The sequence below is a fragment of the Cupriavidus sp. SIMBA_020 genome (genome assembly GCF_046535395.1).
GTDB lineage: Bacteria > Pseudomonadota > Gammaproteobacteria > Burkholderiales > Burkholderiaceae > Cupriavidus > Cupriavidus campinensis.
Map to the genome: position 1 here is coordinate 344,211 of NZ_JAWRWU010000003.1, position 23,214 is coordinate 367,424.

Sequence of the window (23,214 nt, forward strand, 5' to 3'; positions counted from 1 at the left end):
GCGAGTACGCAGAATGTCTTCACCCAGCCGCCATCAAGGGTGGGAGACCAGAACAACAGCGCGAGACATGACCATCCAACACCCCATCGACGACCGCCTGCCTGCGCTGCTGCGCAGCGGCGCCCCGCTCCGCGGCGTCTTTACCGCATTGCCCAGCCCGGCCATCGTGGAGATGTGCGCCTACGCGGGGTTTGCCTTCGTCATTATCGACAACGAGCATGGCGCGGCCGGTTTCGAGACGACCGAGCACATGCTGCGCGCGGCGCGCGCCAGCGGGATCATTCCCGTGGTGCGCTGCTTTCTTGGCGATATCGCGCGTGTGCTGGACATGGGTGCCAGCGGCGTCCAGGTGCCAATGATCGAGACTGCCGATGAGGCGCGCGACCTTGTACAGCGCGTCCGATACCCCGCCATCGGCCGGCGCGGCAGTGCTTTCAGCAGTCGCGCGGCTGGCTATGGCGCCTTTCCCGGCGTCCCGCACACCAGCCGCAGCAACGAGGGTGTGGCATTGATCGCCATGATCGAGACCCCCGAAGGCGTGGCCAACGCAGCGGAAATTGCGGCAGTGGACGGGATCGACGCGGTATTCGTTGGCCCCAACGACCTGTCACACGCCATGGGCTACGGCAACGACTGGAAGTCGCCGGCCGTGGCAGCGGCCATCGAGCAAGCGCTGCGTGCCGTCGATGGCCAGGGCAAGTGCGCCGGAATCATCGCGCTGGGCGCCGAGGACGAGCAGCGCTACGGCCAGTTCGGCGCGCGCTACTTCGCCACGGTTGCCACCACGTTGATCACGCAGGCTTTCCGGCAGGCGGCGCAGCCCCACGACATGCCGGCGCCGACGCTGCGCTACTAGCTCGGCCCGGCACCGGGCCAGGACCCGGCGTGGCGGGAAATGCAGGCGCGGCTCACGCCACTCGGACGCCTGGCGCATCCCGAGGAGGTCGCCACCATGGTGTTGGCTGCGGCAGGTGCCATGCCTGTCACGACTGGCGTGGTGATTTCTGTCGATGGTGGACGCCCGCTCTGTTGAAGCGGGACATTCCTATAAAAACTGGAGACAAGACATGAGATTCGTGAATCGCTGCGCGTTGCGCGCGGCCCTGGCAATCGGCGGGCTCTCGCTCGTCATGGCCGCGCCGGGCGTGCGGGCCGATACCTGGCCGAGCAAGCCGATCAAGTACGTGGTGCCGTTCTCGCCGGGCGGGGTGTCGGATGCCACCGCCCGCATTGTTGCCGAAGGCCTGTCGCAGCGCTTGGGACAGCCGGTCGTCATCGACAACAAGCCTGGCGTATCGGGCATCCTGGGCACGCAATTCGTGTCCCGTGCCGAGCCCGACGGCTACACCATCATGGGCGGCACCATTACCACGCACGCCGTCAACCCGTTCTTCTACAAGAAGCTTGGCTATGACCCGGTCAAGGACTTCGTGGCGGTGAACCTTGTGGGTACGGTCAGCAACGTGCTGGTGGTGTCGAACGAGAGCCAGTACCAGTCAGTCGACCAGATCGTCGCTGCCTTGAAGGCCAAGCCCGGCGCGTTGACGTTCGGCACGGCGGGGCCGGGCAGCTCGCAGCAGCTGTCGGGCCAGTTGTTCCAGAGCATTACGGGTACGCGCCTGCAGCAGATCTCCTACAAGGGCGGGGCCGCGGCGATGACGGACCTGATCGGCGGCCAGATCGACATGGTGTTTGAGACGGTTGCCGCCGCCAAGCCCATGCTCGACGGCAAGCGCGTGCGCGCGATCGGCGTGACGTCGGCGCACCCGCTGCCGAGCCTGCCCGGCGTCCGGCCGCTGGCGGAGCAGGGGCTGAAGGGTTTCGAGATGCAGTCCTGGCAGGGCATTTTCGCGCCAGCGGGCACACCGAAGCCGATTGTCGACCGGCTCGCCACCGAGATCGCGGCGGTCGTCGCGACGCCCGCCGTGCAACAGCGCCTGCGCGCGCTTGGCGTGGAGCCGGAGGGCAAGCCGGCAGCCGCGTTCGCCGCGTTCCAGCGGGCGGAAGTCGCCAAGTGGGGCAAGATCATCCAGGCGGCCGGGGTGGTGCCGGAATGAGCGAGACGGCACCTGATTCCTTCTTCACGCCCGAGTATTTCAAGGCTATGCGCAGTGCCGATACGGCGATCGGGCGTCGGCGGACATCCATTGACGCGTGACGGGCTCCCCCCGCCCATGCACCGAAAAAGCAAGTCATGCACCGAAATGCCCCGCACGGCCCCTGCTCTGGCGCCGTCGCGCGGCATCTTCCCTCTCATTCCCCCCAAAAGTCCTACGGGTTATTGCTCGTTGCCCCTTGGCACGTCTGTTGCATAGCATTCAAGTGACTTGAATTTGGTGCAGAGGACTTTCCTCGCTGTGTTCCGGCGTGCGGTCGGCGCCTTGCACCCGTTCGGTCAGGCGCCGGGCCTGCCGCCCGTTGGACATGTCTATATAGGGGAACAGAGTGCTGAAGAAGAAAACTGCGGCCGCCGCCGCGATTGCCGCCGCTGCCACGGGCGTGGTGCTGATGTCCGCGCCGGCGCAGGCAAAGGACGTCGTCAAGATCGCCTTTGTGGGCCCGCTGACCGGCGGTGTGTCGTCGATTGGCCTGGGTGGGCGCAACTCCGCTGACCTGGCCGTACGTCTGCGCAATGCCGATCCCAAGGCCAAATACACCTACGAACTGGTCGTCCAGGATGACGAATGCCGGCCCAACGTGGGCGTGCAGGTGGCCACCAAGATTGCCGCGGACAAATCGATCGTCGGCGGCGTGACGCACTTCTGCTCGGCCGTGGCCATGGGCACCGTGGGGGTCTACAACCGCTTCGGCATGCCGGCCGTGGTCTGGGGCGCGGTGCTCCCCGAGGTCACGTATGGCAACAACTTCAAGGAGATTCATCGCGTCAACGGCACGATGATCAACCAGAGTGAAGTGGCGGCCAAGTTCATGACCGGCCTGGGCTACAAGAAGTGGGCGATCATCCATGACACCACCGACTACGGCAAGGGCCACAACAAATACTTCAGCGAATACCTGAAGAAGGATGGCGGCACCATCGTCGGCACCTTCGGCGTAACGGCCGACCAGCAGGATTTCACGACCGAACTGACCAAGATCCGCGAGCTGAAGCCGGACGTGGTCTATTTCGGTGGCCTCACGCCGCTCGGCGTCCGTATCCGCACCCAGATGGAGAAGCTGGGCATCAAGGCGCAGTTCGAAGGCACGTCGGGTATCAAGTCCGATGCTTATATCGAAGGCGTGGGCAAGCCCCTGTCTGAAGGCTCGCTGGCCTTTATCGAAGGTGCTCCGGTGGAAAAGCTGGCGGGCGGCCAGTTCTTCATGGAACGCTATACGCAGCAGAAGTATGGTGAACCGCCTGAAGCCTATGGCCCCTTCGCCTTTGCCGCCGCCAACCTGATCATGGACGCCGTGGAGAAAGTCGGTCCGGACCGCAAGAAAGTGCGTGACGTGCTGAACGGTACGAAGGATGTCGAGACCATCATCGGCAAGGTGACCTTCGATGATCACGGCCAGAACGTGGTGCCGCTGATCACCAAGTACGTCGTCGAGGACGGCAAGTGGGTGATCTGGGAGGACAGCGCCTACGCCAAGGGCAAGAAGAAGCTGGCTGGACTGTAAGCGTGGTGCCGGTGCCGGGCCCGCGCCGTCTGCGGACCCGGCCTGGCGCTGCTGGACGGTCTATTCAGGCCATTCTGGGGATACCGATGAGTGTATTGGGACAGTATGTCTTCAACGGGCTGATGCTCGGCATGATCTACGCCATGGTGGCGGTCGGCTTCACGCTGTTCTTCGGCGTGCTGGACGTCATCAAGTTTTCTCACGGCGATGTGCTGATGGTGGGGGCATTCGCCGGGCTCGCCGCATCGGCCGGCGTCCTGGCGCTGCACGTGGATTCGCCGTGGCTGCAATTGCTGGCCATCGTGGTGTGCGCGATCGTCGTGACCGGTCTGCTGGGCGCCGTGATTGCCCGCTTCCTGATCCTGCCTTTGCGCAAGGCGCCGCCGCTGAACACCCTGCTGGCGACCCTGATGCTGGGTACGGTGCTGCGTGAAGCCGTGCGCCTATTCTACCCGGATGGGTCGAACCCAAAGCCGTTTCCTGCGCTGCTGCCCACCACGGAGCTGTCGTTGGGCGCGTTGACGCTCCGCGCCGACAACCTGATCCTGCTGGCCGCGGGTGTCGCCATCATCATCGGCGTCCATCTGTTGATCACGCGCACGCGTTTTGGCATGGCCATCCGCGCCGTGGCACAGGACGGCGAGACGGCGCGCCTGATGGGCATCAACTTTGAAGTGGTGGTGCTGGTCACCTTTGCGCTGGGCTCGGCCATGGCCGCGCTGGCTGGCGTGATGAACGGCCTCTATTACAACGAGATCAATTTCAACGTCGGTCTGCTCCTCGGCGTGATCGGCTTCGCGGCCGCCATTCTGGGCGGGCTGGGCAACCTGTACGGCGCCATCCTCGGTGGCTTCCTGTTTGCCGCGCTACAGGTGCTGGGCAGTGCGACGCTACCGGCGCTGGTGCCCGATATCCCCAGCGCCTACAAGGATGTCTTTGCGTTCGCCGTGGTCATCGTGCTGATGGCCTTCAAACCGACCGGACTGATTGCGGAGAAAGCCAGTGAACGTGTCTGACAACGTCTCGAATCCACTGCCACCGGCCGCCGTTGTCGCGGGCGGCAAGCAGCGCAGTCCGGCCCTGGTGCTGGGCATCGCGGCCATCGTCATCGTGGCCTATCTCTATCTGTTCCTGCACGCGGAATCGCAGGTTGCCGTGGCCGCGCTGCTGGCGTTGGCCGTCGCAGCGACGGTCATCGCAGGCAGGTTCAAGGTCACGCGGGCCGTAGAGCAGGCGGCTGCCCGGCGGCCCGGGCTGTCGCGGCTGTGGTCTGTGGCGGGCACGCTCGCGCTGATCGTGCTGTTCCACGAAAGCCATTTTGTCTTGCTGATGCTGTGCGCGGTGCTGCTGTACACCACCGCCTGCCTGGGGCTGACGGTGCAGTTTGGCTTCTCCGGCGTGTCCAACTTTGCCGGCGCGGCGTTCTTCGGCATTGGCGCCTATGCCACGGCGGTGCTCGCCGCGCATACGCCCATCCCTACGATCCTCGTGATCGTGCTGTCCGGCATCGCCGCTGCGGTGATCGGCTCGCTGCTGATCGCGCCGGTGCTGCGCACGCGTGGTCACTATGCGGCGCTGGTGACCATTGCGTTCGGCATCCTGTTCAAGACCTTTCTCGAGGTCAACGATGTGCTGGGCGGCCCGCAGGGCCTGCAGGTTCCCGGCATGACGCTGTTCGGCTTCCAGTTCAATGAGGGCTTGACGCTGTTCGGCGTCGACGTGTCGTTCTACGCCAGCTACGCCCTGCTGAGCCTGGCGATTTGCGCGGGCACCTTTGCCGTGGTCAAGGCACTGGAGCGCTCGTGGGTAGGGCTGGCCATGGACGTGGTGCGTACGGATGAAACCGCCGCCGCGACGTTCGGCCTCCATATCGCGCGTTGGAAGGTCATCGCCTTCATGCTCGGCAACTTCTTCGCCGGCGTTGCAGGCAGCGTCTACGGCATGGTGACGGCGTTCGTGGCACCGAACAATTTCACGTTCGCCGACTCGCTGCTGATGCTGTCGATCGTCATCCTGGGCGGTCTGGGCAATGTGGTTGGCCTGATCCCGGCCGCCATCATCGTGCTGGTGCTGCCGGAGAAGCTGCAGTTCATCCAGGAGTACCGCTTCCTGTTCTACGCGGCGCTGGTCATCGCCATCCTGCTGTTCCGCCCCGATGGGCTGCTGCCGCGCAAGATCCGTCTGTTCTTCCCGACCCAGGACGCCAAATGAGCGACGCGATGATCGAGGTACGCAACCTCACGATGCGGTTCGGCGGCCTGACCGCGCTGGACAATCTCCAGCTCGACATCCGCCGCGGGGAAGTGCTGGGCCTGCTGGGACCGAATGGCTCCGGCAAGACCACGTTCTTCAACGTGCTCACGGGGCTCTACAAGGCCAGCGCGGGCACCATCACGTACAACGGCGAGAACGTCATCGGCAAGACGCCGCAGGACATCTATCGCAGCGGCGTGGCGCGGACCTTTCAGCGCTCGCGCCTGTCGCTGCCGCTCACCGTATTCGACAACATCGTGATCGGCGACTACCAGCACATGCAGCACGGGCTGGTGTTCAACCTGTTTCGCCGCCAGGCATTCCGGGCCGAATATGAGCGCTATGTGGAATCGGTGCGCGAACTGCTGGGCATCTTCAGCCCGCCGCTGGTGAGTCGGCTGTTCGAGCCGGTCGAATCGTTCACGATGATCGACCGTCGCCGTATCGAGGTCTGCCGCGCGCTGATGAGCCGGCCACGGCTGCTGCTGCTGGATGAGCCGTCGGCCGGCATGACCCATGACGAGACCCATGAGCTGATGGACGACATCCTCCAGGTGCGAAGCCAGTTGAAAGACCTGTCCGTCGTGCTCATCGAGCATGAAATGAACGTGATCGAGCGCATCACCGAACGGTGCGTCGTGCTGAACTACGGCAAGAAGATCGCCGAAGGCACGTATGCCGAGATCACCGCCGATCCCGACGTGCAGACAGCCTATCTCGGGGAGGAAGCCGCATGAGCGATAACACGTTGCGCGTGGAGGGCCTGAGCACGGGCTATGACAAGGTCAACGTGCTGCATGACGTCTCCATCGAAGTGCCGCCGGGCAAGATCACCTGCATCCTCGGTGCCAATGGCGCGGGCAAGAGCACACTGATTCGTGCGATCCTGGGCCTGACGCCCGCACGCAAGGGCCGCATCCTGTGGGATGGCGTGGATATCGCTGCGGAGAAGACGCACAACATCATCGCGCGCGGCATTTCCTGCATACCGGAGGGCCGCAAGGTATTTCCGCGCATGACCGTTGCCGAGAACCTGGCACTGGGCGCCTTTCTGGAGGCCGATCCGGCCAAGGTGCGGGAGCGCATCGCGCGCGTCTACGAGATATTTCCGCGCCTGCGCGAGCGGTCGGGGCAGCTGGCCGGCACCATGTCGGGCGGTGAGCAGGCCATGGTGTCGATTGGCCGTGGATTGATGGCGCAGCCGCGGCTGCTGGTCATCGACGAGCCGTCGCTTGGGTTGTCGCCGCTGTACGTGAAGGAAAACTTCAAGGTCATCCAGCAGATCAATGAGCTTGGCATGACCGTGCTGCTGGTCGAACAGAACGCGCGCCAGACGCTGGCGATTGCCCACCAGGGCTATGTGCTGACGCAGGGGCGCGTGGTGGCGCAAGGCTCGGCGCAGGCGTTGCGTGAGAATGACGAAGTGCGCGCCGCGTACTTTGGCTGAGTGTGCTGGCGGATCGATTCTGGAGACTGATGCCGTGGACCAATATCTCGATCTTCCCGTGCGTGAGCTGGTAGCGCGCATGTCCCGCCGCGAACTGCGTGCGGAAACCGTGGTGCGCGCCGCGCTCGAGCGCATCCGGGTGCAGGACGACGCCATCCATGCGTGGCAGCACGTTGGGGCTGAAGCCGCCATCGCGCAGGCGCGCTGCCTGGATGCCGGCACCGCCTCGGCCGCGCTGCACGGCATCCCGCTCGGCGTCAAGGATCTGATGGATACGGCGGATCTGCCGACGACATATGGATCGCCGATTTACGCGACACATCGGCCTGCGCTGGATGCCGCCGCCGTGGCGCTGGCGCGCAGTGCCGGCGCGGTGGTGGTGGGCAAGACCGTTACCACGGAGTTTGCGACATTCCAGCCGGGCCCCACGCGAAATCCGCGGGCACCTGTGGAGGCTCCCCGCACGCCCGGTGGCTCGTCGAGTGGCTCTGCCGCCGCCGTGGCCGCCGGCATGGTGCCGCTGGCATTTGGTACCCAGACTGCCGGCTCGATCATTCGTCCTGCCGCCTACTGCGGTGTGATTGGCTATAAGCCCACGCACGCCACGTTGCCGCTGGCCGGCATCAAGCCGTTGTCGCCCAGCCTGGATACGGTCGGTGTGCTGGCCCGGCGCGTGGATGATGCGGCGTTGTTTATCGGCACGCTGGCACGCGATGTCTCGATTGCGGAAGCCTGTGCCCAGGCACCCACGCCGTTGCGCGTCGGCATTGTCCGCACGCCACACTGGGACCGCGCCAGTGCGGATGCGCGTACCGCGCTGGAGACGGCTGCACGGGTTTTGCAGGGCCTCGGCGCAACGGTAGAGGATGTCGGGTTGCCCGTGGCCTGCCATGGCCTCACCGAAGCCCAGATGGACATCATGGCCTTCGAGGCCGTCGCCGCGTTTGCACCGGAAGCGCGTGACCGGGCAGCGGAATTCAGCGCGGCGTTTGCCCGGCAGCTCGAAGCCGGGCGCGCGGTGTCGGGTGAGCGCTTCCGCGCGGCGCTTGCGCACGCAGAAGCCGCACGGACGTCGTTGGCGGTGTTGCTGGATGGATTCGATGTGGTCCTGGCGCCCAGCGCCGAAGGCGAAGCACCCGAGGGGCTGGCCGCCACCGGCGATCCGATTTTCTGCCGCATGTGGACGCTGCTCGGTACGCCGTGCGTCCATGTGCCGACTGGAACGGGCGCCAGCGGCATGCCCGTGGGCGTCACCGTGACCGCGCCGCGCCACACCGATGCGCACGTGCTGGCCGTGGCGCATCGTTTGCATCAGGCGCTGGCTCTGGCAGCCTGACATCAGGAGAACATGTTGAATCGCTTGCATCAGCCCAAGGATACCGAGGGCATCGTGGACAGCGCCGTACAGGCCGTCGCGGAACGGGCACAGGATCATGTCGACGCCAGTCGCCTGGCGGCATCGCTCGCTGCCCTGGCGCAGTTTGGCGGTCGTGACGACGGCGGCGTGTCGCGCGAAACGCTGACGGCGATCGACCTGTCGGCGCGCCGCCATCTTGTGGATCAGGCGCGCGCACTGGGCTGCCAGGTCAGCATCGACGATTGCGGAAACCTGTTCTTCCGGCGGGCCGGCACCGAGGACCTGCCTCCCGTGCTGACCGGGAGTCATGCCGATACCCAGCCCGTGGGTGGCAAGTACGACGGTGCGTATGGCGTACTGGCGGGCCTCGAAGTGATTGCAGCGCTCAACGCGGCTGGCATTGAAACGGTGCGGCCCATCGAGGTGGTGTCCTGGACCAACGAGGAGGGCAGCCGCTTCGGGCCCGGCGCGATGGGCTCCAGCGCCTTTGTCGATCCGGCGCGGCTGGCCGGCTATCGCGATGCCGCCGATCAGGCTGGCGTTCGATTTGGCGATGCACTGGACGCTGCGCTGGCCGCCAGTCCTGACGTGGAGCGCGTGCCGATGGCGCGACCGATGTCCGCCTGCGTGGAACTCCATATCGAGCAGGGCCCCGTGCTGGAGGCGGCCGCCGTGCCGCTCGGGGTCGTCACCGGCATCCAGGCGGTGCGCTGGTTCCGCGTGGAGTGCGCGGGCACCATGGCGCACGCCGGCACCACGCCGATGGCCGTGCGGCGCGATGCGATGGCCGTGGCCGTCGCCATCGCGCAGGACCTCTATGCGTTGGCACCGCGCGAACCGGGGTCAACGGGGTCAACGGGCGCGCCGGAGCTGCGCCTGACGCTTGGCCAATGGGCGGTGGTACCGAATTCGGTCAACACCATCCCGGGCAAGGTGACCTTCACCGTGGACATGCGCTGCCTGGACGACGCCGCCCTCGATCGCGCCGAGGCAGCGCTGCGGCTGGCCTGCACGCGTCATGCCCCGGCCTCTGACGTGGCGATCACGCGCTTCTTCCATCGAGGCCCGACGTATTTTCCCGAAGCGATGCTGGCATCCATCCAGCGCGCCTGCGCGCGGGCCAGCCAGCTTGCGGGCCGTGCGCCACCCATGCGGCTCACGTCCGGCGCCTTTCACGATGCCATGTACCTGGCCGATCATTGCCCGACCGCGATGATCTTCGTGCCGAGCAAGGACGGCATCAGCCACAACGCCGCGGAGGAGACCGACGCCACGGACCTGTTCCTGGGCGCGCAGGCGCTGGCGTACACTGTCGCCGAACTGGCCTGCCGCCGGCCGTGACAGACTCCGGCGCAGCGTGGCCGCCCCTTTGAATCCCAATCAAAAAGCCCGCATGGCAAAGACCGCGAGCCCGATCCCGCAAGAACCGGTCGACAGCAAGTCGGCCACCCTGACGCTTGGTGTCAAGCTGCGCCACGCGCGACTGGTGGCCGGCTATACCCTGTTGCAACTGGCGAACAAGGCCGGTTGCTCCGAAAGCCTGATTTCAAAGGTCGAGCGCGGCCTGGCCACGCCGTCATTCACCACGCTTCACCGGCTGGCCGTGGCGCTCGACACCAATATCGGCGCGCTCACCAGCGAGGATGATGCGCATCAGTCCCCGATCCTCCGTCATGGCGAGCGGCCCGTCATCCGCGTGGGGGGCGTGGCGCTCGAACGGGTGGTGTTGCCCAAGCGCGGCGGCCTGCTGCAGGCCAACATCCACATCGTCTGGCCGGGCGAAGCCAGTGACGGCCAGATCGAGCATCAGGGCGAGGAAGTCGGCTACGTGCTGGAAGGCAAGCTTGAGTTGATGCTCGGGGACGATGTCTACCTGATCGGCCCGGGGGATGCGTTCACATTCTCGAGCCAGGTGCCGCACGGCTACCGCAACGTCGGCGACGTCGTGGCCAAGGTGCTCTGGGTGAATTCACCGGCGACGTTCTAGCGGGCCATCACGGATGCCATGTCAGGAACGAGGAGGGCGGCACGCCCAGGGCCTTGCGGAACATCGTCGAGAACGCGCTAGGGCTGTCGTAGCCGAGATCGAGCGCCACCTCTGTAACGGGCGTGCCGGCCGACAGGCGGGACAGCGCAGCCAACAGGCACGCCTGCTGGCGCCACGCGCCGAACGGCATCCCGGTTTGCTGTTGGAACAGGCGCGCAAACGTGCGCGGGCTGCAATGCAGTTGCCGCGCCCAGTCGTCGGCAGATGCGCGGATATCGGGGTGCGCCAGCAGTGCCGCGCAGAGCTTGGCTAGCGCCGGGTCGCGCGGCATGGGCGCAAACAGCGGCAAGGTCGGCGCGCGATTCAATTCGAACAGGATCAGCTGCATCAGGGCCCCTTCGCGACTGTCTGCCGCGTAGTGCGCGGGCACGTCTGACGAAGCCAGCAGCAACGCATGCAGTAAGGGGCTGACCACCAGCACCTCGCAGCCTGGACTGCTGCGCGGCGCGGACTCCGGCAGCACGTAGACGCTGCGCGTACTGACACCATTCATGCGGACCCGATGCGGCTTCCCCGCAGGAATCCACACGCCCGTATAGGGCGGCACCACCCACGCACCTTCTTCGGTGCCCACCTCCATCAATCCCGTCATGCCATACAGGAACTGGGCGCGGCGGTGGCTGTGCGTATCGAGTAGCGTGCCGAAGCTGTAATCGGTGCCGATGGCCAGCGCGGCACACGGGCTGGCATCGACGCTGTCGAGCGGAACATTGAGCATGTGGGCGCCGCGGAAGCGTTGGCAGAATCTCGAAGATTATTGTCCAAACCTCGCAAGTTTGCCAGCGACGACCGCCGTATCGTCATGATCCATTCGATGGGAAACGAGGGTTGACGATGTCGATGTACGCGGTACTCATGATCTGCGGCGGCCTTGCCGGCGTGACGACGGTGCTGTTTGGCTTTGGCGGTGGCTTTGTCGTGGTGCCGCTGCTTTATACGATGCTCACGATGACGCACGCGGCCGGCAGCGCTGTGGCGCAGGCGGCGATGCAGATCGCCGTGGCCACGTCGTCGTGCGTGATGATCTTTGGCGCGTCCATGGCCACGTGGCGCCATCATCGCGCCGGCAATCTGGACTGGCCGCGCATCCGGGCGATGGGCGCCTATATCGCCGTTGGCGCCGTTGCTGGTGCCGCCGCCGCGAGCTGGCTCAGCAGCGATTGGGTGCGGTGGGCGTTCGTCGCCTATCTGGCCGCGACGATCCTGGACAGCACGCTGCGCCCCGGATTCATGCGTGCCGGCCCGGGCACCGCGCGGCCGCTGACGGCAGCCGCCACGGCCGCCATCGGCGTCGGTATCGGGGCGATTGCCGCCTTCCTGGGGGTTGGCGGCAGCGTGATGACCGTGCCGCTGATGCGCCGGCGCGGCGCCACCATGACGCAGGCGACGGCGATGGCCAACCCGCTGTCATTGCCGATGGCGGTGGCGGCCACCGCCACCTACGTCGCGCTGGCCTGGCGGCACGGCGCGAGCTTCGGGCCCGGCCACGCCGGGTATGTCGATCTGCTGGCGTTCGTCGTGCTGGCGGCCGGTTCCTGGGCGGGTATCCGGCTGGCGGCGCGGTGGATCGGCCGCATCCCCGACCGCGTCCACGCCGTCACGTATATCGCGCTGCTCGCCCTGGTGCTGGTGACGATGGTGGCGGGCGGCAGCTTTGCGTGACTTGCCAGCTTCAGTTGTCGATGAACGAGACAAAGGCGTCGAGTTCAAGCCGCTGAAGAGCCATGTTGTTTTCGGGCACGCTGTTGTCCGCATAACCCAGCGACATGCCGGCCACCACCATCTCGCAGTCGGGAATACCGAGGCCCTTGCGGAGCACGTCGGATTGCAGCGACCAGATCTGCTGCGGGCAGGTATCCAGCCCTTCCGCGCGCGCGGCCAGCATGACGTTCTGGAGGAAGCAGCCGTAGCAGAGGAAGCTGGCCCATTCCAGGCATCGGTCCATCGTAAAGATCAGCCCGACCGGCGCGTCGAAGAAGCGGAACTGGCGTTCCACGTCGCGCCGGCGTCCGGCGATATCGCTCCGGGCCACGCCCTGCGCGTCGCCGAGCATGCCGCGGAACATGTTGAAACGCGACGAATACGGCGCCGGCAGATCCTTGGGAAAGAACGGATACTCGTGGGCCAGTGTGTCCGGGCCGGCGCGATAGGCGTCGACCGCGGCGGTGGTGATGCGCTCGCGTGCGCTGCCGGTCAGGACATAGCATTTCCACGGTTGCGTGTTGCTTGAACTCGGCGCGTACTTCGCCACCGAGAGGATATCCCGCACCGTCCGGAGCGGCACCGGCCGGTCGAGGAACGCACGCTTGCTGCGGCGTCCTCGAATCAGTGTCTCGGTGAACCGGGTCGCCGCCGTGCTCATCTCCGTGCCCGTCTCTGTGTTCATCGCCGTCTCCATCTCAGCCTCCAATTCCATTTCCATCGCTCTTTTCTCCATGTGGGGGTCGCGGTGAAAAAATCATAGCCGTGTGGTGGACGCTGAAAAGATGGCGATCTTTGCATGCTTCGTCCGAGAACGATGAACGATGCACCGCACCGGCGCGCCATGCGTGAAGACGGTGCCGATCTCTGAGGGTTTACCTGTGCAAGTGGGACGAAAAATATGCCGCTTGCACCGCTACATCGCCGCGATGCACCGCTGGCAAGCGCGCGCCAATGCATGCATTCCGGCGTCCATATTCATGGACGCAATGTTCCTGAAAGCCGCGCGCACGGCTGAATCCGGATCGCCTATCTTCTCACTCGAGATCCTTGCATCGATTGCATGCGACATACGTTGGAGCGAGTGGATGAACCAGTTGAAATGCCTGCCGCAAGAAGAGATTGTCTGGGGACACGACATCCTGGAGGAAGTTGCCGCGTCGCTGGGAGACCGCGGCATCCGCCGCCCGATCACCTTCACGGTCGGGTTCCTCGAATCATTGCATCGTGACATCCTGAAGCCGGGCATCCGGGATGGCGTGGGGTCTTTTATCGACCTGCCACCGCATGTGCCGGACTTCGCCGTGCGCGACGGCCTGCAAGCGTGCCTCACGCGTGACGCGGGGTCCATCGTCGCGCTGGGCGGGGGCTCGGTGCTCGACGCAGCGAAGGCGGTCTCCTACGAGCACTTCAAGCAGACCGGGCGCTACCTGCCCATCGCGGCCTTCCCGACCACCTTGTCCGGCTCCGAGTTCTCCCACTACTTCGGTGTGACGGAGACGGATGGTCCGCAGAAATTCAAGCGTAGCTACGCCGTGCGTGAAACGGCGCCCAAGATCGTGGCCATCGATCCGCGCCTGGTCATCGATACCCCCCGCGCGCTACTGCTGAGCTCGGCCATCAAGGGTATCGACCACGCGGTGGAAGGGATGCGCAGGGTGGGCGTGGATCATCCGCACGCGATCCTGGCCGCGCGGGGCGTCGAGCGCTTCCTCGCCGTGCTGGAGAAGTGGCCGCCGCAGCTTGAGACACGGGAAGCCATCGCGCGCGGCCTGGTCTCGGCCGACGACCTGCTGCAGCTCCAGCTTGGTGCCTGGCAGTGCTACTTCTATCCCGCGTCGGTCATCTACGGACTGAGCCATCGCATCGGGCACATCCTGGGCGGCACGTTCGGGCTGCCACACAGCATGACCTCGTGCATCACGCTGGCGCCCGTCATTCGCGCCTGCGCCGATGCCTATGGCGACAAGTTCGGCATCTTCGCTTCCGGTACGGGGCACGCAACGGCTGCCACTTCACTGGCCAACCGCATTGCGCATGTCGTGGACGCCCTGGCCTTGCCGAGCCGGCTCGCCGCCTTCGATTTCGACCGCGCGAAGCTGTCCGAGGTGGCGGCGTTGCTGAAGCAGAACTATCCCGCCGAGGTCGGTGACCTGGGCGACCACGCCGGACAGAAGCTCGATGCACTGCTGGAGAGCATGTGGTGATGACCCATCCTGACATCCATCCCGACCTTCATCACCGTGATCTGCTGCAGTCGGCCCGCGCGGCCACGCAACCAGCCGGGCTGCGCAGGTCGCTCGACGCCCTGGCGACGCGGCAGGTATCCGCGACGGCGCTGGCGGAGCAGGCGCTCCACGAGGCGGAAGCCAGCAAGCGAGCCGTCAATGCATTCTCGACCATCGACTGGGACCGCGCGCTCAAGGCGGCGGCGGAGAGTGACCGTCGCTACGCCGAGAATCGGCAGCGGCCGCTGGAAGGGCTGCCCATCGCGATCAAGGACCTGATCGACACCAAGGGCATGGAGACCCGCTACGGTTCGGCGGCCTACCTCGGGCACCTGCCTGCCGCCGACGCCGACATCGTGAAAGCGCTGACGGAGCGGGGCGCGATCGTCGTCGGCAAGACCACGACCCATGAGTTCGCGTGGGGCGTGACCACCGCCAGCGCAAGGTTTGGCGATACGCTGAACCCGCTCGACCGCACACGTATCCCGGGCGGTTCCAGCGGCGGCGCCGCGGCGGCGATCGCCTATGGTGCGGTCATGGCCGGGGTGGGCACCGATACCGGCGGCTCCGTGCGTATTCCCGCCGCGCTGTGCGGCGTGGTCGGCTACAAGCCGACGTTCGATACGTTCTCCACGCGTGGCGTGTTTCCGCTGGCGCCCTCGTGCGACCACGTTGGCCTGCTTGGCGCGCAGGTCGACGATGTGTTGTTGCTGGCCGATGCCCTTCACATCGAGGTGCCCGAAAGCGATGCGTGGCTGTCCGCACGCGTTGGCGTGATCCCGGAGATCGCGCCGGTACCGGCGAGCCCGGCTGTCGCCGCGGCATTCGAGCGTGCGATCGAACGACTGGGGCGGGTCTTCGCCTGCGTGAATGTCGACACGTCCGGCGTGTTCGACGGCGCATTCGATGCCTTCGCGAACATCGTGCTGATCGAGGGCGGCATCGAGCACTTCCGGCGCAACGACCGGGACCGCATCGCCACGCACTACAACCCCGAGACCGTCGACCGATTGCGGCGCGCGGAGACGATGGACCTGAGCGGCTACGCGGCGGCCCAGCAGACCCGGCGGCAATTCACGGCCAGGCTGCGCGAGGCGATGTCGACGGTCGACTACCTCGTGCTGCCGACCTGCCCGTGCGTTGCCCCCTATCTTGGTGCCGCCACCGTGGAGATCGGCGCCTGGTCCGGCACGGTTCGCGAAGCGCTGATGACGTACACCGCGCCGTTCAACATCGCCGGGTTTCCCGCCATCTCGATTCCATTGCCGAGCGGCGATTGCAGTCTTCCTGCGGCATTGCAGGTCGTGGCCAAGCCGGGCGACGACGGCGCGCTGCTGCAGATCGCGCAGCAGATGGAACTGCTGCTGCGGGCTGGTGCGGCCCACGAGATCTAACCCCTCACAACCAGGAGACAATGATGGACGACTCCGTCAAGCCAGAGCGCGCCGCCCCGGCCAGCGCTTCCCCCGGGCAGACGCCCTACAGCGCCTGGATGCGCACCGACGTGCTGCACTCGCTGCAACACCCGGTCAGCGATCATCCCGGCGAGCATGCATGGATCACGTCGGTGCAGGTGTCCGAGCTTTACTGGATGCTGATCATCAAGGAGCTGCGGATCGCCCAGGCGCAGTTGCGGGCCAATGATCTGGCGCAGGCCATCAAGACATTGCAACGCGTGGTTGCCCATCACGAGCCGCTCAACGCCACGTGGCGCTCGCTGGCGTGGATGACCCCTACCGACCTGCTGGCTATCCTGTCGCGCGCGGTGGCGACGTTCGGCAAGGACACCGCGCTGCAGGGCTGGACCTACCGGCAGATGGTCTACCTGCTCGGTATCAAGCAGGGGGAGCACCTGCAGCATTTCGAACCGCAACCCGCGCGCTGGGACCAGCTCAACACGACGTTGCACCAGCCGAGCGTCTACGACGATGTGCTCGGCTACCTGGACCGCCACGGCTTCCCGGTGCCGGCAGCCGTGTTCCAGCGCGACTTCAGCCAACCCTATACGCCCAGCAAGGACGTCGAGAAGGCATGGCGCGATGTGTATGCCGACCCGCACCAGCATCTCGAACTCCAGCATCTCGGCGAGACGCTGGCCGATGTCGCGGAGGGCTTCTCCGCCTGGAAGCACCTGCATCTGATGGCCACGCGCCGCACGTTCGGCGCCCGCCCGGCCTACTTCGGCACCGAGGGCGTTGCCTGGCTGGTGCCGACCATGGCGGAGATCCCGTTTCCGGAACTCTGGTCGGCGCGTGGCTTTATCGGCGACCCGCCGGCGGCATGCCCGCACATGCACAAGCAAGGGGGCGCACAGCAATGAACCATACGACATTGACGAGTCTGGCGGCCGGTGCCCGTGCCGCCATTGCCGATCCCGCGCGGATCACGATCGTCGGGGGTGATGCGGCGCCGCGCTTCGAGCTCTTTCATGCGGCGAGCTCGTTGTGCTCGCAGAAAGTGCGCACGGTGCTGGCCGAGAAGCGCCTGTCGTACCGCTCGAACGACATGATGATCCTGGGCTCGATGGGGCCGGAGGGCGTCATCCCGGCCGAGCACTACCATCCGCCCTATGTCCGCCTGCGCCTGATCGCCGGGCAGGAGGTGAACAGGGCATTTGTCAGCGGTTACAGCGGGCGTACCTCGGTCGAGACCGAAGGCTTCGATCCGTGCGTGGTGCCGCTGTTGGTGGACTACGAGGCCGGGCGGGTGATCGCCGATTCGAAGCGGATCTGCTGCTACCTGGACGCGGTGTCCCATGATCCGGTGAAACTGGTGCCGGAAGACGCAGTGGCGCGCGCGGCGGTGATGCAGCAGGTCGATATTGTCGACAGGATCCCGAACGGCACGCTGCTCTATGGCTTCCATCCCGATGCCGATGCGCGGCCCGATGCACTCAAGGCCGGCATGGAACGGGTCTACGACTACAAGATCATGGCGCTCGAAGCGATGATTGCCGCCAACGCGGACGATGCCGCGCTGGTAGCCGCTTATCGCGCCAAGATCGCCAAGGAGCGCGGTGGCAAGTCAGTTCGCCACGATGCGGCGTTCCAGCGGGCTGCGCGCCTTCACGTGGCAAGCCTGCTGGAAGACCTCGAACGGGCGCTGTCCTTGTCGTCGGAAACCTATCTCAAGGGCGGCCCGTTCACGCTGGGCGATGTGCTGTGGGGCGTCAACCTGGTGCGGATGGCATACCTCGGGCTGGGGTTGCTGTGGGGGGATCTGCCGAACGTCTCGCGCTATGTGGATCTGCTCGCCAGGCGGCCGTCGCTGTGCAAGGAAGCCATCCAGGCTACGCTCGGCGCGATGCCGCCGTCGTTGTACATGGAAGCGGTGGCGAGCTGCGGTGAGGCCGTGGCGGTTTAGGGTTGCAGCGTTGGAAGCGGGAAGCAAACAGGCGGCGGGGTATTGAGAAGGGCGGAGGGCAGAGAAGGGCGGGGACCGCAAGTCCCCGCCCTTTTTTGACATCAAGCGGCCACGGGTTCCTGCGCACAACGCAGCGAGCGCGCCACGCTGGTCACGCGACGGCCCTGGAAGCGGGCCACGGCCAGGTGGTCTTCGTCGGGCTTGTTGGCGTCGAGGTGCGAGACATGGGTCGCGCCGTACGGCGTGCCGGCCTTGAACATCACGGCGTCGGCGTAGCCCAGCGGCACGATGATCAGGCCCAGGTGTGCCATCGGCGTGTAGATCGAGAGCAGCGTCGATTCATTGCCACCGTGACGCGACGACGTCGATCCGAACACAGAGCCGACCTTGCCGTTCAGCTTGCCCTGGAACCACAGGCCGCCCAGGCTGTCGATATAGGCCTTGAGTTCCGTCGAGATCGAGCCGAAACGCGTCGGGGTGCCGAACACGATGGCGTCGGCCCACTCGGCGTCGGCCTCGGTCGGCGCTTCGTAGCGGTCGTTCATTGCGGTGGCGTTCTCGAGCCAGCCCGGCGCCTGGCGCATCACGTCGGGGCCGACCACCTCGCGCGCGCGGCGCAGGCGGACTTCCGCGCCGGCCTCGATGGCGCCGGCCGCCACGGCCTTGGCCAGCAGTTCGGTGGAGCTGTTGCGGGAATAGAAGGCGATCAGTACTTTGGGTTTCTGCATGTCAGGTCCAGACAGGGTGAAGTCGGTCAAACGGAAATGGGTTCGAGTCGGCCAAGCAACTCGTCCTTGCGGTCGGCCAGCCAGGGCGGCAGCTGGAATTCCTCGCCGAAGTGGCCGGGTTCCTCATCGATCGCGAAGCCGATATCGGTGGTGGCCGCCTCGAACATCACACCGCCCGGCATCTTGAAATACATGGAGCGGAAGTAGTTGCGGTTCACCGACTCCGAGGTGTCGATGTAGCCCAGCGCCATGAACTTTTCCTTGAGGGCCATCTGCTGGTCCATGGTGTCGACGGCGAACGCCACGTGGTGGATCGTGCCTTCGCCATAGACCGAGGAACCCTGGTGGCGGTCCGGTTCATGCAGGAACTCGACGACCATGCCGGGGCCTCCGGTGTGCGTCTCGAAGCGGTAGTACGGCCCGGACTGGCCAACCTGGCGGAAGCCGATCGCCTCGCTCATGAAACGGATCGATTCGGCCACCTCGCGCAGCGACAGCGTGATGCTGTGCACGCCGCGAATCGCGAACGCCTCGGGGATATCGCTGGCTACGCAGGCCGGACGCTTATCGAGATCGGTCTCGACCAGGTCGAACTCGATGCCGCAGGGGTGATGGAAACGCTGGCGCCGCTCGTCAAAGCGCGCGGTGATGGCGTTGTCGTAGGCAATGCCCATCGCGTCGAAGCGGGCGCGCCAGAAATCGAGCGAGCCAGTCGGCACCGAGTAGTTGATGACCCGGACCTGGCCCGAGCCGGGGCGCGCCGTGACCCCTTTCTGCCGGAACGGGAACGATGTCACCAGGGTACCCGGGTCGCCGTTGGCATTGCCGTAGTAGAGGTGATAGATCGGGTCCTCGCCGTCCAGAAGAACAGTCTTCTTGACGAGGCTTTGCCCCAACAGCTTGACGTAAAAATCCACATCCTCCTGCGCGTGTCTCACGCCGGCGGTCAGATGATGAAATCCCTTGATCATCGACATTGTCCTCTCCACTTGAGTATTGATGGTCACGAGACAGCGCGAAGCCGCTCATATGCAACAGCTTAAGCGTTCAATATCGATTGGGAAGCGGTCAGATCGTGTACGCAAGGTTCGGCAAAACCGAACGATCGGCGTACCAAGGTTTGCCCGGATGCCACTGGGCGCGCCGTGCAGTATGATCGGAGCTCGATACCATACTGCCATGACAGCCGTTGCCATAGCGACAGCGGACTGCGCGCCCCCATGCAATGCTGGATCTGAAGGATGTCTATTTCTTCGTGCAGGTCGTTGACCGTGGTGGCTTCACCTCGGCCGGCGAGGTGCTGCGCCTGCCGAAGTCGACGCTGAGCCATCGGGTCAAGGAACTGGAGGCGTCGCTGGGCGTGCGCCTCATTAACCGCACCTCGCGGCAGTTCGCCATGACCGAGGTGGGCCAGGAGTTCTACCAGTACGCGATGAACCTGCTGCGCAGCGCGGAGGTGGCCGAGGAGGCGATGCGCCAGCGGCTGGCGGAACCGAGCGGCGTGATCCGCGTGACCACCGCCGCCGAGATCGCGCAGTTTGCGCTGCGGCACGTGCTGCCCACCTTCCTATCCGAGAATCCCAAGGTCAAGATCGTCGAGACCGCTACGGACAGGCTGGTGGATATCGTGGGGGAGGGCTTCGACCTCGCGATTCGCGGACATACGGGGCAACTGCAGGACTCCAACCTGATCCAGCACCCGCTGGCGAAGGCGCCGTGGTACCTGTTCGCGGGTCCGGAATACCTTGAACGGATGTCTGTGCCGGCCGAGCCGGAAGACCTGATGACCCATTCGCTCATCGGCATGGTCAGCAAGGGACCGTTGCAATGGCATTTGCAGGGCCCCGACAAGCGCACCGTTACGGTGCCGATCGATCCGAGGTTCCAGAGCAACAGCCTGATTTCACTGAAGGAAGCCGCCTGCGCAAACATCGGCATCGCGGCGTTGCCCGGATACATCTGCCAGACGGAACTGAAGGCCGGGGCGTTGCGGCAGATCTTGCCGCAATGGATCGCCGCCGACGCGCGCATCACCGCCCTGATCCCATACCGTATCGGCCTGCTGCCGGCGGTGCGCACGATGGTGGACTACCTGGCCGTGGTGCTGCCCAAGGTGACCGCCTTCGACCGCGGTTAGTCGCGCGCGGTTTGCGCCAGACCGTCCCGGCGGCGGCGAGATCCGCAGCCGTTTTGCAGGACTCTCATCAAACCGCGTCCTTAGGCGGCGATGCCGGCCAGCGTTGGATGCGCGGCGCGTGGCTTTTCGCCAGCCGCGATCAGTCATCGTTGATCATTCACCGCATCGAATATATGCTGGCAGGCATCCCTCCCAACGCCGGCACGTCGCACGCCTCATGAATCGCACTATCTCCCTGCGTCACCTGCGCTCGTTTGTCGAGGTGGCCAATGCCGGATCATTCACCACGGCGGCGGCGCGCCTGTTTGTCACGCAGTCAGCGCTGACGGCGACCATCCAGCAGTTCGAGGAATCGATCGGGCTCAAGCTGTTCGATCGCAGTACGCGGCGCGTGATCATGACGCAGGAGGCGGTCCGCTTCAAGGCCGAGGCCGACCGGATCCTTCGGGATTTCGACAGCGCCATTTCCGACCTGCAATCGTTCGCGGAAAGCCAGAAGGGGCATATCCGCATCGCGGCAGCGGCGTCGGTGATCTATCAGTTCCTGGTCACGGCCGTAGGCAAGTTCCGCCAGCAGTATCCGGGCGTCACGTTCACGCTGCGTGATGCCGGCGCGGAGCAGGTCGAACAGATGGTGATGGATGGTGAGCTCGACTTTGCCATCACCAGCCGCCACAAGGGCATCGACGAACTCTCCTACGTGCCGCTGCTGGAAGACCGTTACGGCGTGGTCTGCCGTGCGGACCATCCGCTTGCCCGGCGTTCCGGGCCCTTGCGGTGGGCGGATCTTGGTCCGGAAGGTTTCGTCGCCTTCACGGCCGACACGGGCATCGGCACCTTCCTGCACGAGAACGCGGGACACTGGCCGGTCTTCGGCGGGGAACGCGACGAGATTTCGAGCACGACCTCGCTGTTCGCAGTGCTCAACGAAGGTGGGCGCTTTTCGATCATCCCCGCGCTGGCGGCCAAGGCGGCCGGCTTTACCGATCTGGCGTACCGCGAGCTGGCCGCGCCGGTGCTGTCCCGCGAGATCTGCCTGATCACGCGGCGGCTACGCTCGCTGTCGCCCAGTTCGCAACGCATGCTTGACGTCATCATGGACACCATCCGTGCGCAGGCGTTGCCCGATGGCGTGTCGATCATTGGCGAGGAACCCGCACCGCGCAGCCCTACGCGTCACACCACGCATCACACCACGCGCCGGAAAGCGGGCTGAAGCGGCCGGCCCCGCGCCCGCGCCGCCCCAGCCCATCCGGCGCTGCAACCGTCAGTCGAGGCTGATGTGCGCCTCGTCGATGACCTGCTTCCACTTCTTCGTCTCGCTGCGAATCGTACTGGCCAGGCGCTCCGGCGGGCCGCCGGCGACATCGAAGCCGAGGCTGGTCAGCCGCTCGCGCACGGCCTTGTCCTGCAGCGCCTCGTCGAACGCCTTGTTCAGCCGGGCGACGATGGGCTGTGGCGTGGCGCGCGGCGCCAGGAACGCATACCAGCCGATCAGCTCATAGCCCGGCACGCCAGCTTCGGCCACCGTCGGCAGTTGCGGCGCGTTGGATGTGGGCCTGGCCGTGGTCACCGCCAGGGCGCGCAGCTTGCCTTCCTTCACGAATGGCATCGCCTCGGGCAGGATCGCGAACATCAGCGAGGTCTGCCCGCCAATGAGGTCCGTCAGCGCCGGCGCCCCGCCCTTGTAGGGCACATGGTTCATCTGCACGCCCGCCATCTTCTTGTATAGCTCGCCACCGAGGTGCGCCGGCGTGCCGTTGCCGGACGACGCATAGCTCGTGCCCGGATGCGCCTTCAGGTAGGCGCCCAGCTCCTGCATGGTCTTCACCGGCACCGATGGGTTGACGACGACCAGGCTGGCGAGCGTGGTGGCCAGGATGATCGGCGCGAAGTCCTTCTGCGGATCGTAGGGCAGCGTCTTGTACAGGCCGGGATTGGCGGCCAGCGCGGTGGAGGTGCCGAGGAACAGCGTGTAGCCGTCCGCCGGCGACTTGGCGACATAGCTCGCGCCGATATTGCCGCTGGCGCCGGGGCGGTTCTCCACCACCACCGGCTGGCCCATTTCCTCGCCGATCTTCTGGCCGAGCACGCGCGCGAGCACGTCGGTGGAGCCGCCCGCCGGATACGGCACGATGATGCGAACCGGCTTGCTGGGATACGCGGCGATCTCCGCGGGCGTGGCATCGGCCGCGTGGGCCAGGGGCGTCAGCAACAACAGCGCGACGGGCAGGGACAGCGTCTTGAAGATGCAATGCATGACTACCTCTCCACCGGTGCGGCGTGGGTCCGCCCGGATGTTGTGTGGCAAAGGCACCTTCGGGTGCCGGCT

Annotated in this window: 22 protein-coding genes; 17 read left to right on the top strand and 5 right to left on the bottom strand. The window is 65.7% G+C overall.

Annotated elements, in window-relative coordinates; genetic code table 11:
- The first annotated feature begins 67 nt into the window (after positions 1-67).
- The 10 genes from SB751_RS08495 to SB751_RS08540 all read left to right on the top strand — a co-directional run bounded on the left by SB751_RS08495 (position 68) and on the right by SB751_RS08540 (position 10,665).
- Complete coding sequence (locus SB751_RS08495) at positions 68-856, top strand: HpcH/HpaI aldolase family protein (RefSeq protein WP_144198625.1); 789 nt, start codon at positions 68-70, stop codon at positions 854-856.
- A gap of 211 nt (positions 857-1,067) precedes the next feature.
- A complete protein-coding gene (locus SB751_RS08500) occupies positions 1,068-2,057 on the top strand; it encodes a Bug family tripartite tricarboxylate transporter substrate binding protein (protein WP_144198622.1) in 990 nt (329 codons plus the stop codon).
- Positions 2,058-2,445: 388 nt separating this feature from the next.
- Positions 2,446-3,621, top strand: a complete 1,176-nt coding sequence (locus SB751_RS08505; RefSeq protein WP_144198619.1) for a branched-chain amino acid ABC transporter substrate-binding protein — start codon at positions 2,446-2,448, stop codon at positions 3,619-3,621.
- An 86-nt stretch (positions 3,622-3,707) separates the two neighbouring features.
- Complete coding sequence (locus SB751_RS08510) at positions 3,708-4,637, top strand: branched-chain amino acid ABC transporter permease (RefSeq protein ID WP_092295344.1); 930 nt, start codon at positions 3,708-3,710, stop codon at positions 4,635-4,637.
- The gene (locus tag SB751_RS08515; protein WP_186296867.1) at positions 4,624-5,832 is read left to right on the top strand and encodes a branched-chain amino acid ABC transporter permease; all 1,209 of its coding nucleotides are present in this window, start codon (positions 4,624-4,626) and stop codon (positions 5,830-5,832) included. The genes SB751_RS08510 and SB751_RS08515 overlap by 14 nt, the downstream gene beginning before the upstream one ends.
- Entirely contained in the window at positions 5,829-6,611 is a 783-nt protein-coding gene (locus SB751_RS08520; RefSeq protein WP_211942969.1) for an ABC transporter ATP-binding protein, read from the top strand. Before SB751_RS08515 ends, SB751_RS08520 begins: the two co-directional genes overlap by 4 nt.
- Positions 6,608-7,321 carry an ABC transporter ATP-binding protein gene (locus tag SB751_RS08525; protein WP_313818544.1) on the top strand — a complete coding sequence of 238 codons (714 nt, stop codon included), beginning with the start codon at positions 6,608-6,610 and terminating at the stop codon, positions 7,319-7,321. Before SB751_RS08520 ends, SB751_RS08525 begins: the two co-directional genes overlap by 4 nt.
- A gap of 34 nt (positions 7,322-7,355) precedes the next feature.
- A complete protein-coding gene (locus SB751_RS08530; RefSeq protein WP_144198610.1) occupies positions 7,356-8,657 on the top strand; it encodes an amidase in 1,302 nt (433 codons plus the stop codon).
- Positions 8,658-8,669: 12 nt separating this feature from the next.
- Positions 8,670-10,019, top strand: a complete 1,350-nt coding sequence (locus SB751_RS08535; protein ID WP_410747939.1) for a M20 family metallo-hydrolase — start codon at positions 8,670-8,672, stop codon at positions 10,017-10,019.
- 52 nt (positions 10,020-10,071) lie between these two features.
- The gene (locus SB751_RS08540; protein WP_144198605.1) at positions 10,072-10,665 is read left to right on the top strand and encodes a helix-turn-helix domain-containing protein; all 594 of its coding nucleotides are present in this window, start codon (positions 10,072-10,074) and stop codon (positions 10,663-10,665) included.
- A 7-nt stretch (positions 10,666-10,672) separates the two neighbouring features.
- Here the strand turns inward: SB751_RS08540 and SB751_RS08545 are convergent, their stop codons facing one another.
- Positions 10,673-11,443 (bottom strand): AraC family transcriptional regulator, encoded by a 771-nt coding sequence (locus SB751_RS08545; RefSeq protein WP_144198602.1) that lies wholly within the window; start codon positions 11,441-11,443, stop codon positions 10,673-10,675.
- A 122-nt stretch (positions 11,444-11,565) separates the two neighbouring features.
- Here SB751_RS08545 and SB751_RS08550 point away from each other — a divergent pair, with 122 nt between their 5' ends.
- Positions 11,566-12,387 (top strand): sulfite exporter TauE/SafE family protein, encoded by an 822-nt coding sequence (locus SB751_RS08550; RefSeq protein ID WP_250025965.1) that lies wholly within the window; start codon positions 11,566-11,568, stop codon positions 12,385-12,387.
- Between the two features lie 10 nt (positions 12,388-12,397).
- Here SB751_RS08550 and SB751_RS08555 read toward each other — a convergent pair whose 3' ends face one another.
- On the bottom strand, positions 12,398-13,111 hold the full coding sequence (locus SB751_RS08555; protein WP_250025800.1) for a nitroreductase: 714 nt from the start codon (positions 13,109-13,111) through the stop codon (positions 12,398-12,400).
- A 403-nt stretch (positions 13,112-13,514) separates the two neighbouring features.
- Between SB751_RS08555 and SB751_RS08560 the strand changes: the two genes are divergently transcribed.
- From SB751_RS08560 to SB751_RS08575, 4 genes are read left to right on the top strand one after another with little or no spacing between them, the layout of a single operon-like run.
- Positions 13,515-14,633, top strand: a complete 1,119-nt coding sequence (locus SB751_RS08560; protein WP_144198599.1) for an iron-containing alcohol dehydrogenase — start codon at positions 13,515-13,517, stop codon at positions 14,631-14,633.
- Positions 14,633-16,048, top strand: coding sequence for an amidase (locus SB751_RS08565; RefSeq protein ID WP_410747940.1), 1,416 nt, complete (start codon positions 14,633-14,635; stop codon positions 16,046-16,048). The genes SB751_RS08560 and SB751_RS08565 overlap by 1 nt, the downstream gene beginning before the upstream one ends.
- A 23-nt stretch (positions 16,049-16,071) precedes the next feature.
- Positions 16,072-16,974 (top strand): tryptophan 2,3-dioxygenase, encoded by a 903-nt coding sequence (locus SB751_RS08570; RefSeq protein ID WP_144198840.1) that lies wholly within the window; start codon positions 16,072-16,074, stop codon positions 16,972-16,974.
- Positions 16,971-18,017 carry a glutathione S-transferase family protein gene (locus SB751_RS08575; protein WP_144198593.1) on the top strand — a complete coding sequence of 349 codons (1,047 nt, stop codon included), beginning with the start codon at positions 16,971-16,973 and terminating at the stop codon, positions 18,015-18,017. The genes SB751_RS08570 and SB751_RS08575 overlap by 4 nt, the downstream gene beginning before the upstream one ends.
- A gap of 101 nt (positions 18,018-18,118) precedes the next feature.
- Here SB751_RS08575 and wrbA read toward each other — a convergent pair whose 3' ends face one another.
- The gene (gene wrbA / locus SB751_RS08580; protein WP_144198590.1) at positions 18,119-18,745 is read right to left on the bottom strand and encodes an NAD(P)H:quinone oxidoreductase; all 627 of its coding nucleotides are present in this window, start codon (positions 18,743-18,745) and stop codon (positions 18,119-18,121) included.
- 26 nt (positions 18,746-18,771) lie between these two features.
- Positions 18,772-19,722, bottom strand: a complete 951-nt coding sequence (locus SB751_RS08585) for a ring-cleaving dioxygenase (RefSeq protein ID WP_144198587.1) — start codon at positions 19,720-19,722, stop codon at positions 18,772-18,774.
- A 248-nt stretch (positions 19,723-19,970) separates the two neighbouring features.
- On the opposite strand from SB751_RS08585, the gene SB751_RS08590 reads away from it, so the two are divergent.
- Positions 19,971-20,882: a LysR substrate-binding domain-containing protein gene (locus tag SB751_RS08590; protein ID WP_144198584.1), complete on the top strand. Its 912-nt coding sequence runs from the start codon at positions 19,971-19,973 to the stop codon at positions 20,880-20,882.
- Between the two features lie 217 nt (positions 20,883-21,099).
- Complete coding sequence (locus tag SB751_RS08595) at positions 21,100-22,098, top strand: LysR family transcriptional regulator (RefSeq protein WP_144198580.1); 999 nt, start codon at positions 21,100-21,102, stop codon at positions 22,096-22,098.
- Between the two features lie 51 nt (positions 22,099-22,149).
- On the opposite strand, the gene SB751_RS08600 is transcribed toward SB751_RS08595, so the two are convergent.
- A complete protein-coding gene (locus tag SB751_RS08600) occupies positions 22,150-23,142 on the bottom strand; it encodes a Bug family tripartite tricarboxylate transporter substrate binding protein (RefSeq protein ID WP_244844618.1) in 993 nt (330 codons plus the stop codon).
- Between the last annotated feature and the right edge of the window lie 72 nt (positions 23,143-23,214).

Excerpts from the sequence above, each read along its gene's own strand:
- SB751_RS08495 (WP_144198625.1), top strand. The coding sequence starts at position 68 with ATGACCATCCAACACCCCATCGACGACCGCCTGCCTGCGCTGCTGCGC.
- SB751_RS08500 (WP_144198622.1), top strand. The coding sequence starts at position 1,068 with ATGAGATTCGTGAATCGCTGCGCGTTGCGCGCGGCCCTGGCAATCGGC.
- SB751_RS08510 (WP_092295344.1), top strand. The coding sequence starts at position 3,708 with ATGAGTGTATTGGGACAGTATGTCTTCAACGGGCTGATGCTCGGCATG.
- SB751_RS08520 (WP_211942969.1), top strand. The coding sequence starts at position 5,829 with ATGAGCGACGCGATGATCGAGGTACGCAACCTCACGATGCGGTTCGGC.
- SB751_RS08525 (WP_313818544.1), top strand. The coding sequence starts at position 6,608 with ATGAGCGATAACACGTTGCGCGTGGAGGGCCTGAGCACGGGCTATGAC.
- SB751_RS08535 (WP_410747939.1), top strand. The coding sequence starts at position 8,670 with ATGTTGAATCGCTTGCATCAGCCCAAGGATACCGAGGGCATCGTGGAC.
- SB751_RS08540 (WP_144198605.1), top strand. The coding sequence starts at position 10,072 with ATGGCAAAGACCGCGAGCCCGATCCCGCAAGAACCGGTCGACAGCAAG.
- SB751_RS08545 (WP_144198602.1), bottom strand. The coding sequence starts at position 11,443 with ATGCTCAATGTTCCGCTCGACAGCGTCGATGCCAGCCCGTGTGCCGCG.
- SB751_RS08550 (WP_250025965.1), top strand. The coding sequence starts at position 11,566 with ATGTACGCGGTACTCATGATCTGCGGCGGCCTTGCCGGCGTGACGACG.
- SB751_RS08555 (WP_250025800.1), bottom strand. The coding sequence starts at position 13,111 with ATGAACACAGAGACGGGCACGGAGATGAGCACGGCGGCGACCCGGTTC.
- SB751_RS08560 (WP_144198599.1), top strand. The coding sequence starts at position 13,515 with ATGAACCAGTTGAAATGCCTGCCGCAAGAAGAGATTGTCTGGGGACAC.
- SB751_RS08565 (WP_410747940.1), top strand. The coding sequence starts at position 14,633 with ATGACCCATCCTGACATCCATCCCGACCTTCATCACCGTGATCTGCTG.
- SB751_RS08570 (WP_144198840.1), top strand. The coding sequence starts at position 16,072 with ATGGACGACTCCGTCAAGCCAGAGCGCGCCGCCCCGGCCAGCGCTTCC.
- SB751_RS08575 (WP_144198593.1), top strand. The coding sequence starts at position 16,971 with ATGAACCATACGACATTGACGAGTCTGGCGGCCGGTGCCCGTGCCGCC.
- wrbA (WP_144198590.1), bottom strand. The coding sequence starts at position 18,745 with ATGCAGAAACCCAAAGTACTGATCGCCTTCTATTCCCGCAACAGCTCC.
- SB751_RS08585 (WP_144198587.1), bottom strand. The coding sequence starts at position 19,722 with ATGTCGATGATCAAGGGATTTCATCATCTGACCGCCGGCGTGAGACAC.
- SB751_RS08590 (WP_144198584.1), top strand. The coding sequence starts at position 19,971 with ATGCTGGATCTGAAGGATGTCTATTTCTTCGTGCAGGTCGTTGACCGT.
- SB751_RS08595 (WP_144198580.1), top strand. The coding sequence starts at position 21,100 with ATGAATCGCACTATCTCCCTGCGTCACCTGCGCTCGTTTGTCGAGGTG.
- SB751_RS08600 (WP_244844618.1), bottom strand. The coding sequence starts at position 23,142 with ATGCATTGCATCTTCAAGACGCTGTCCCTGCCCGTCGCGCTGTTGTTG.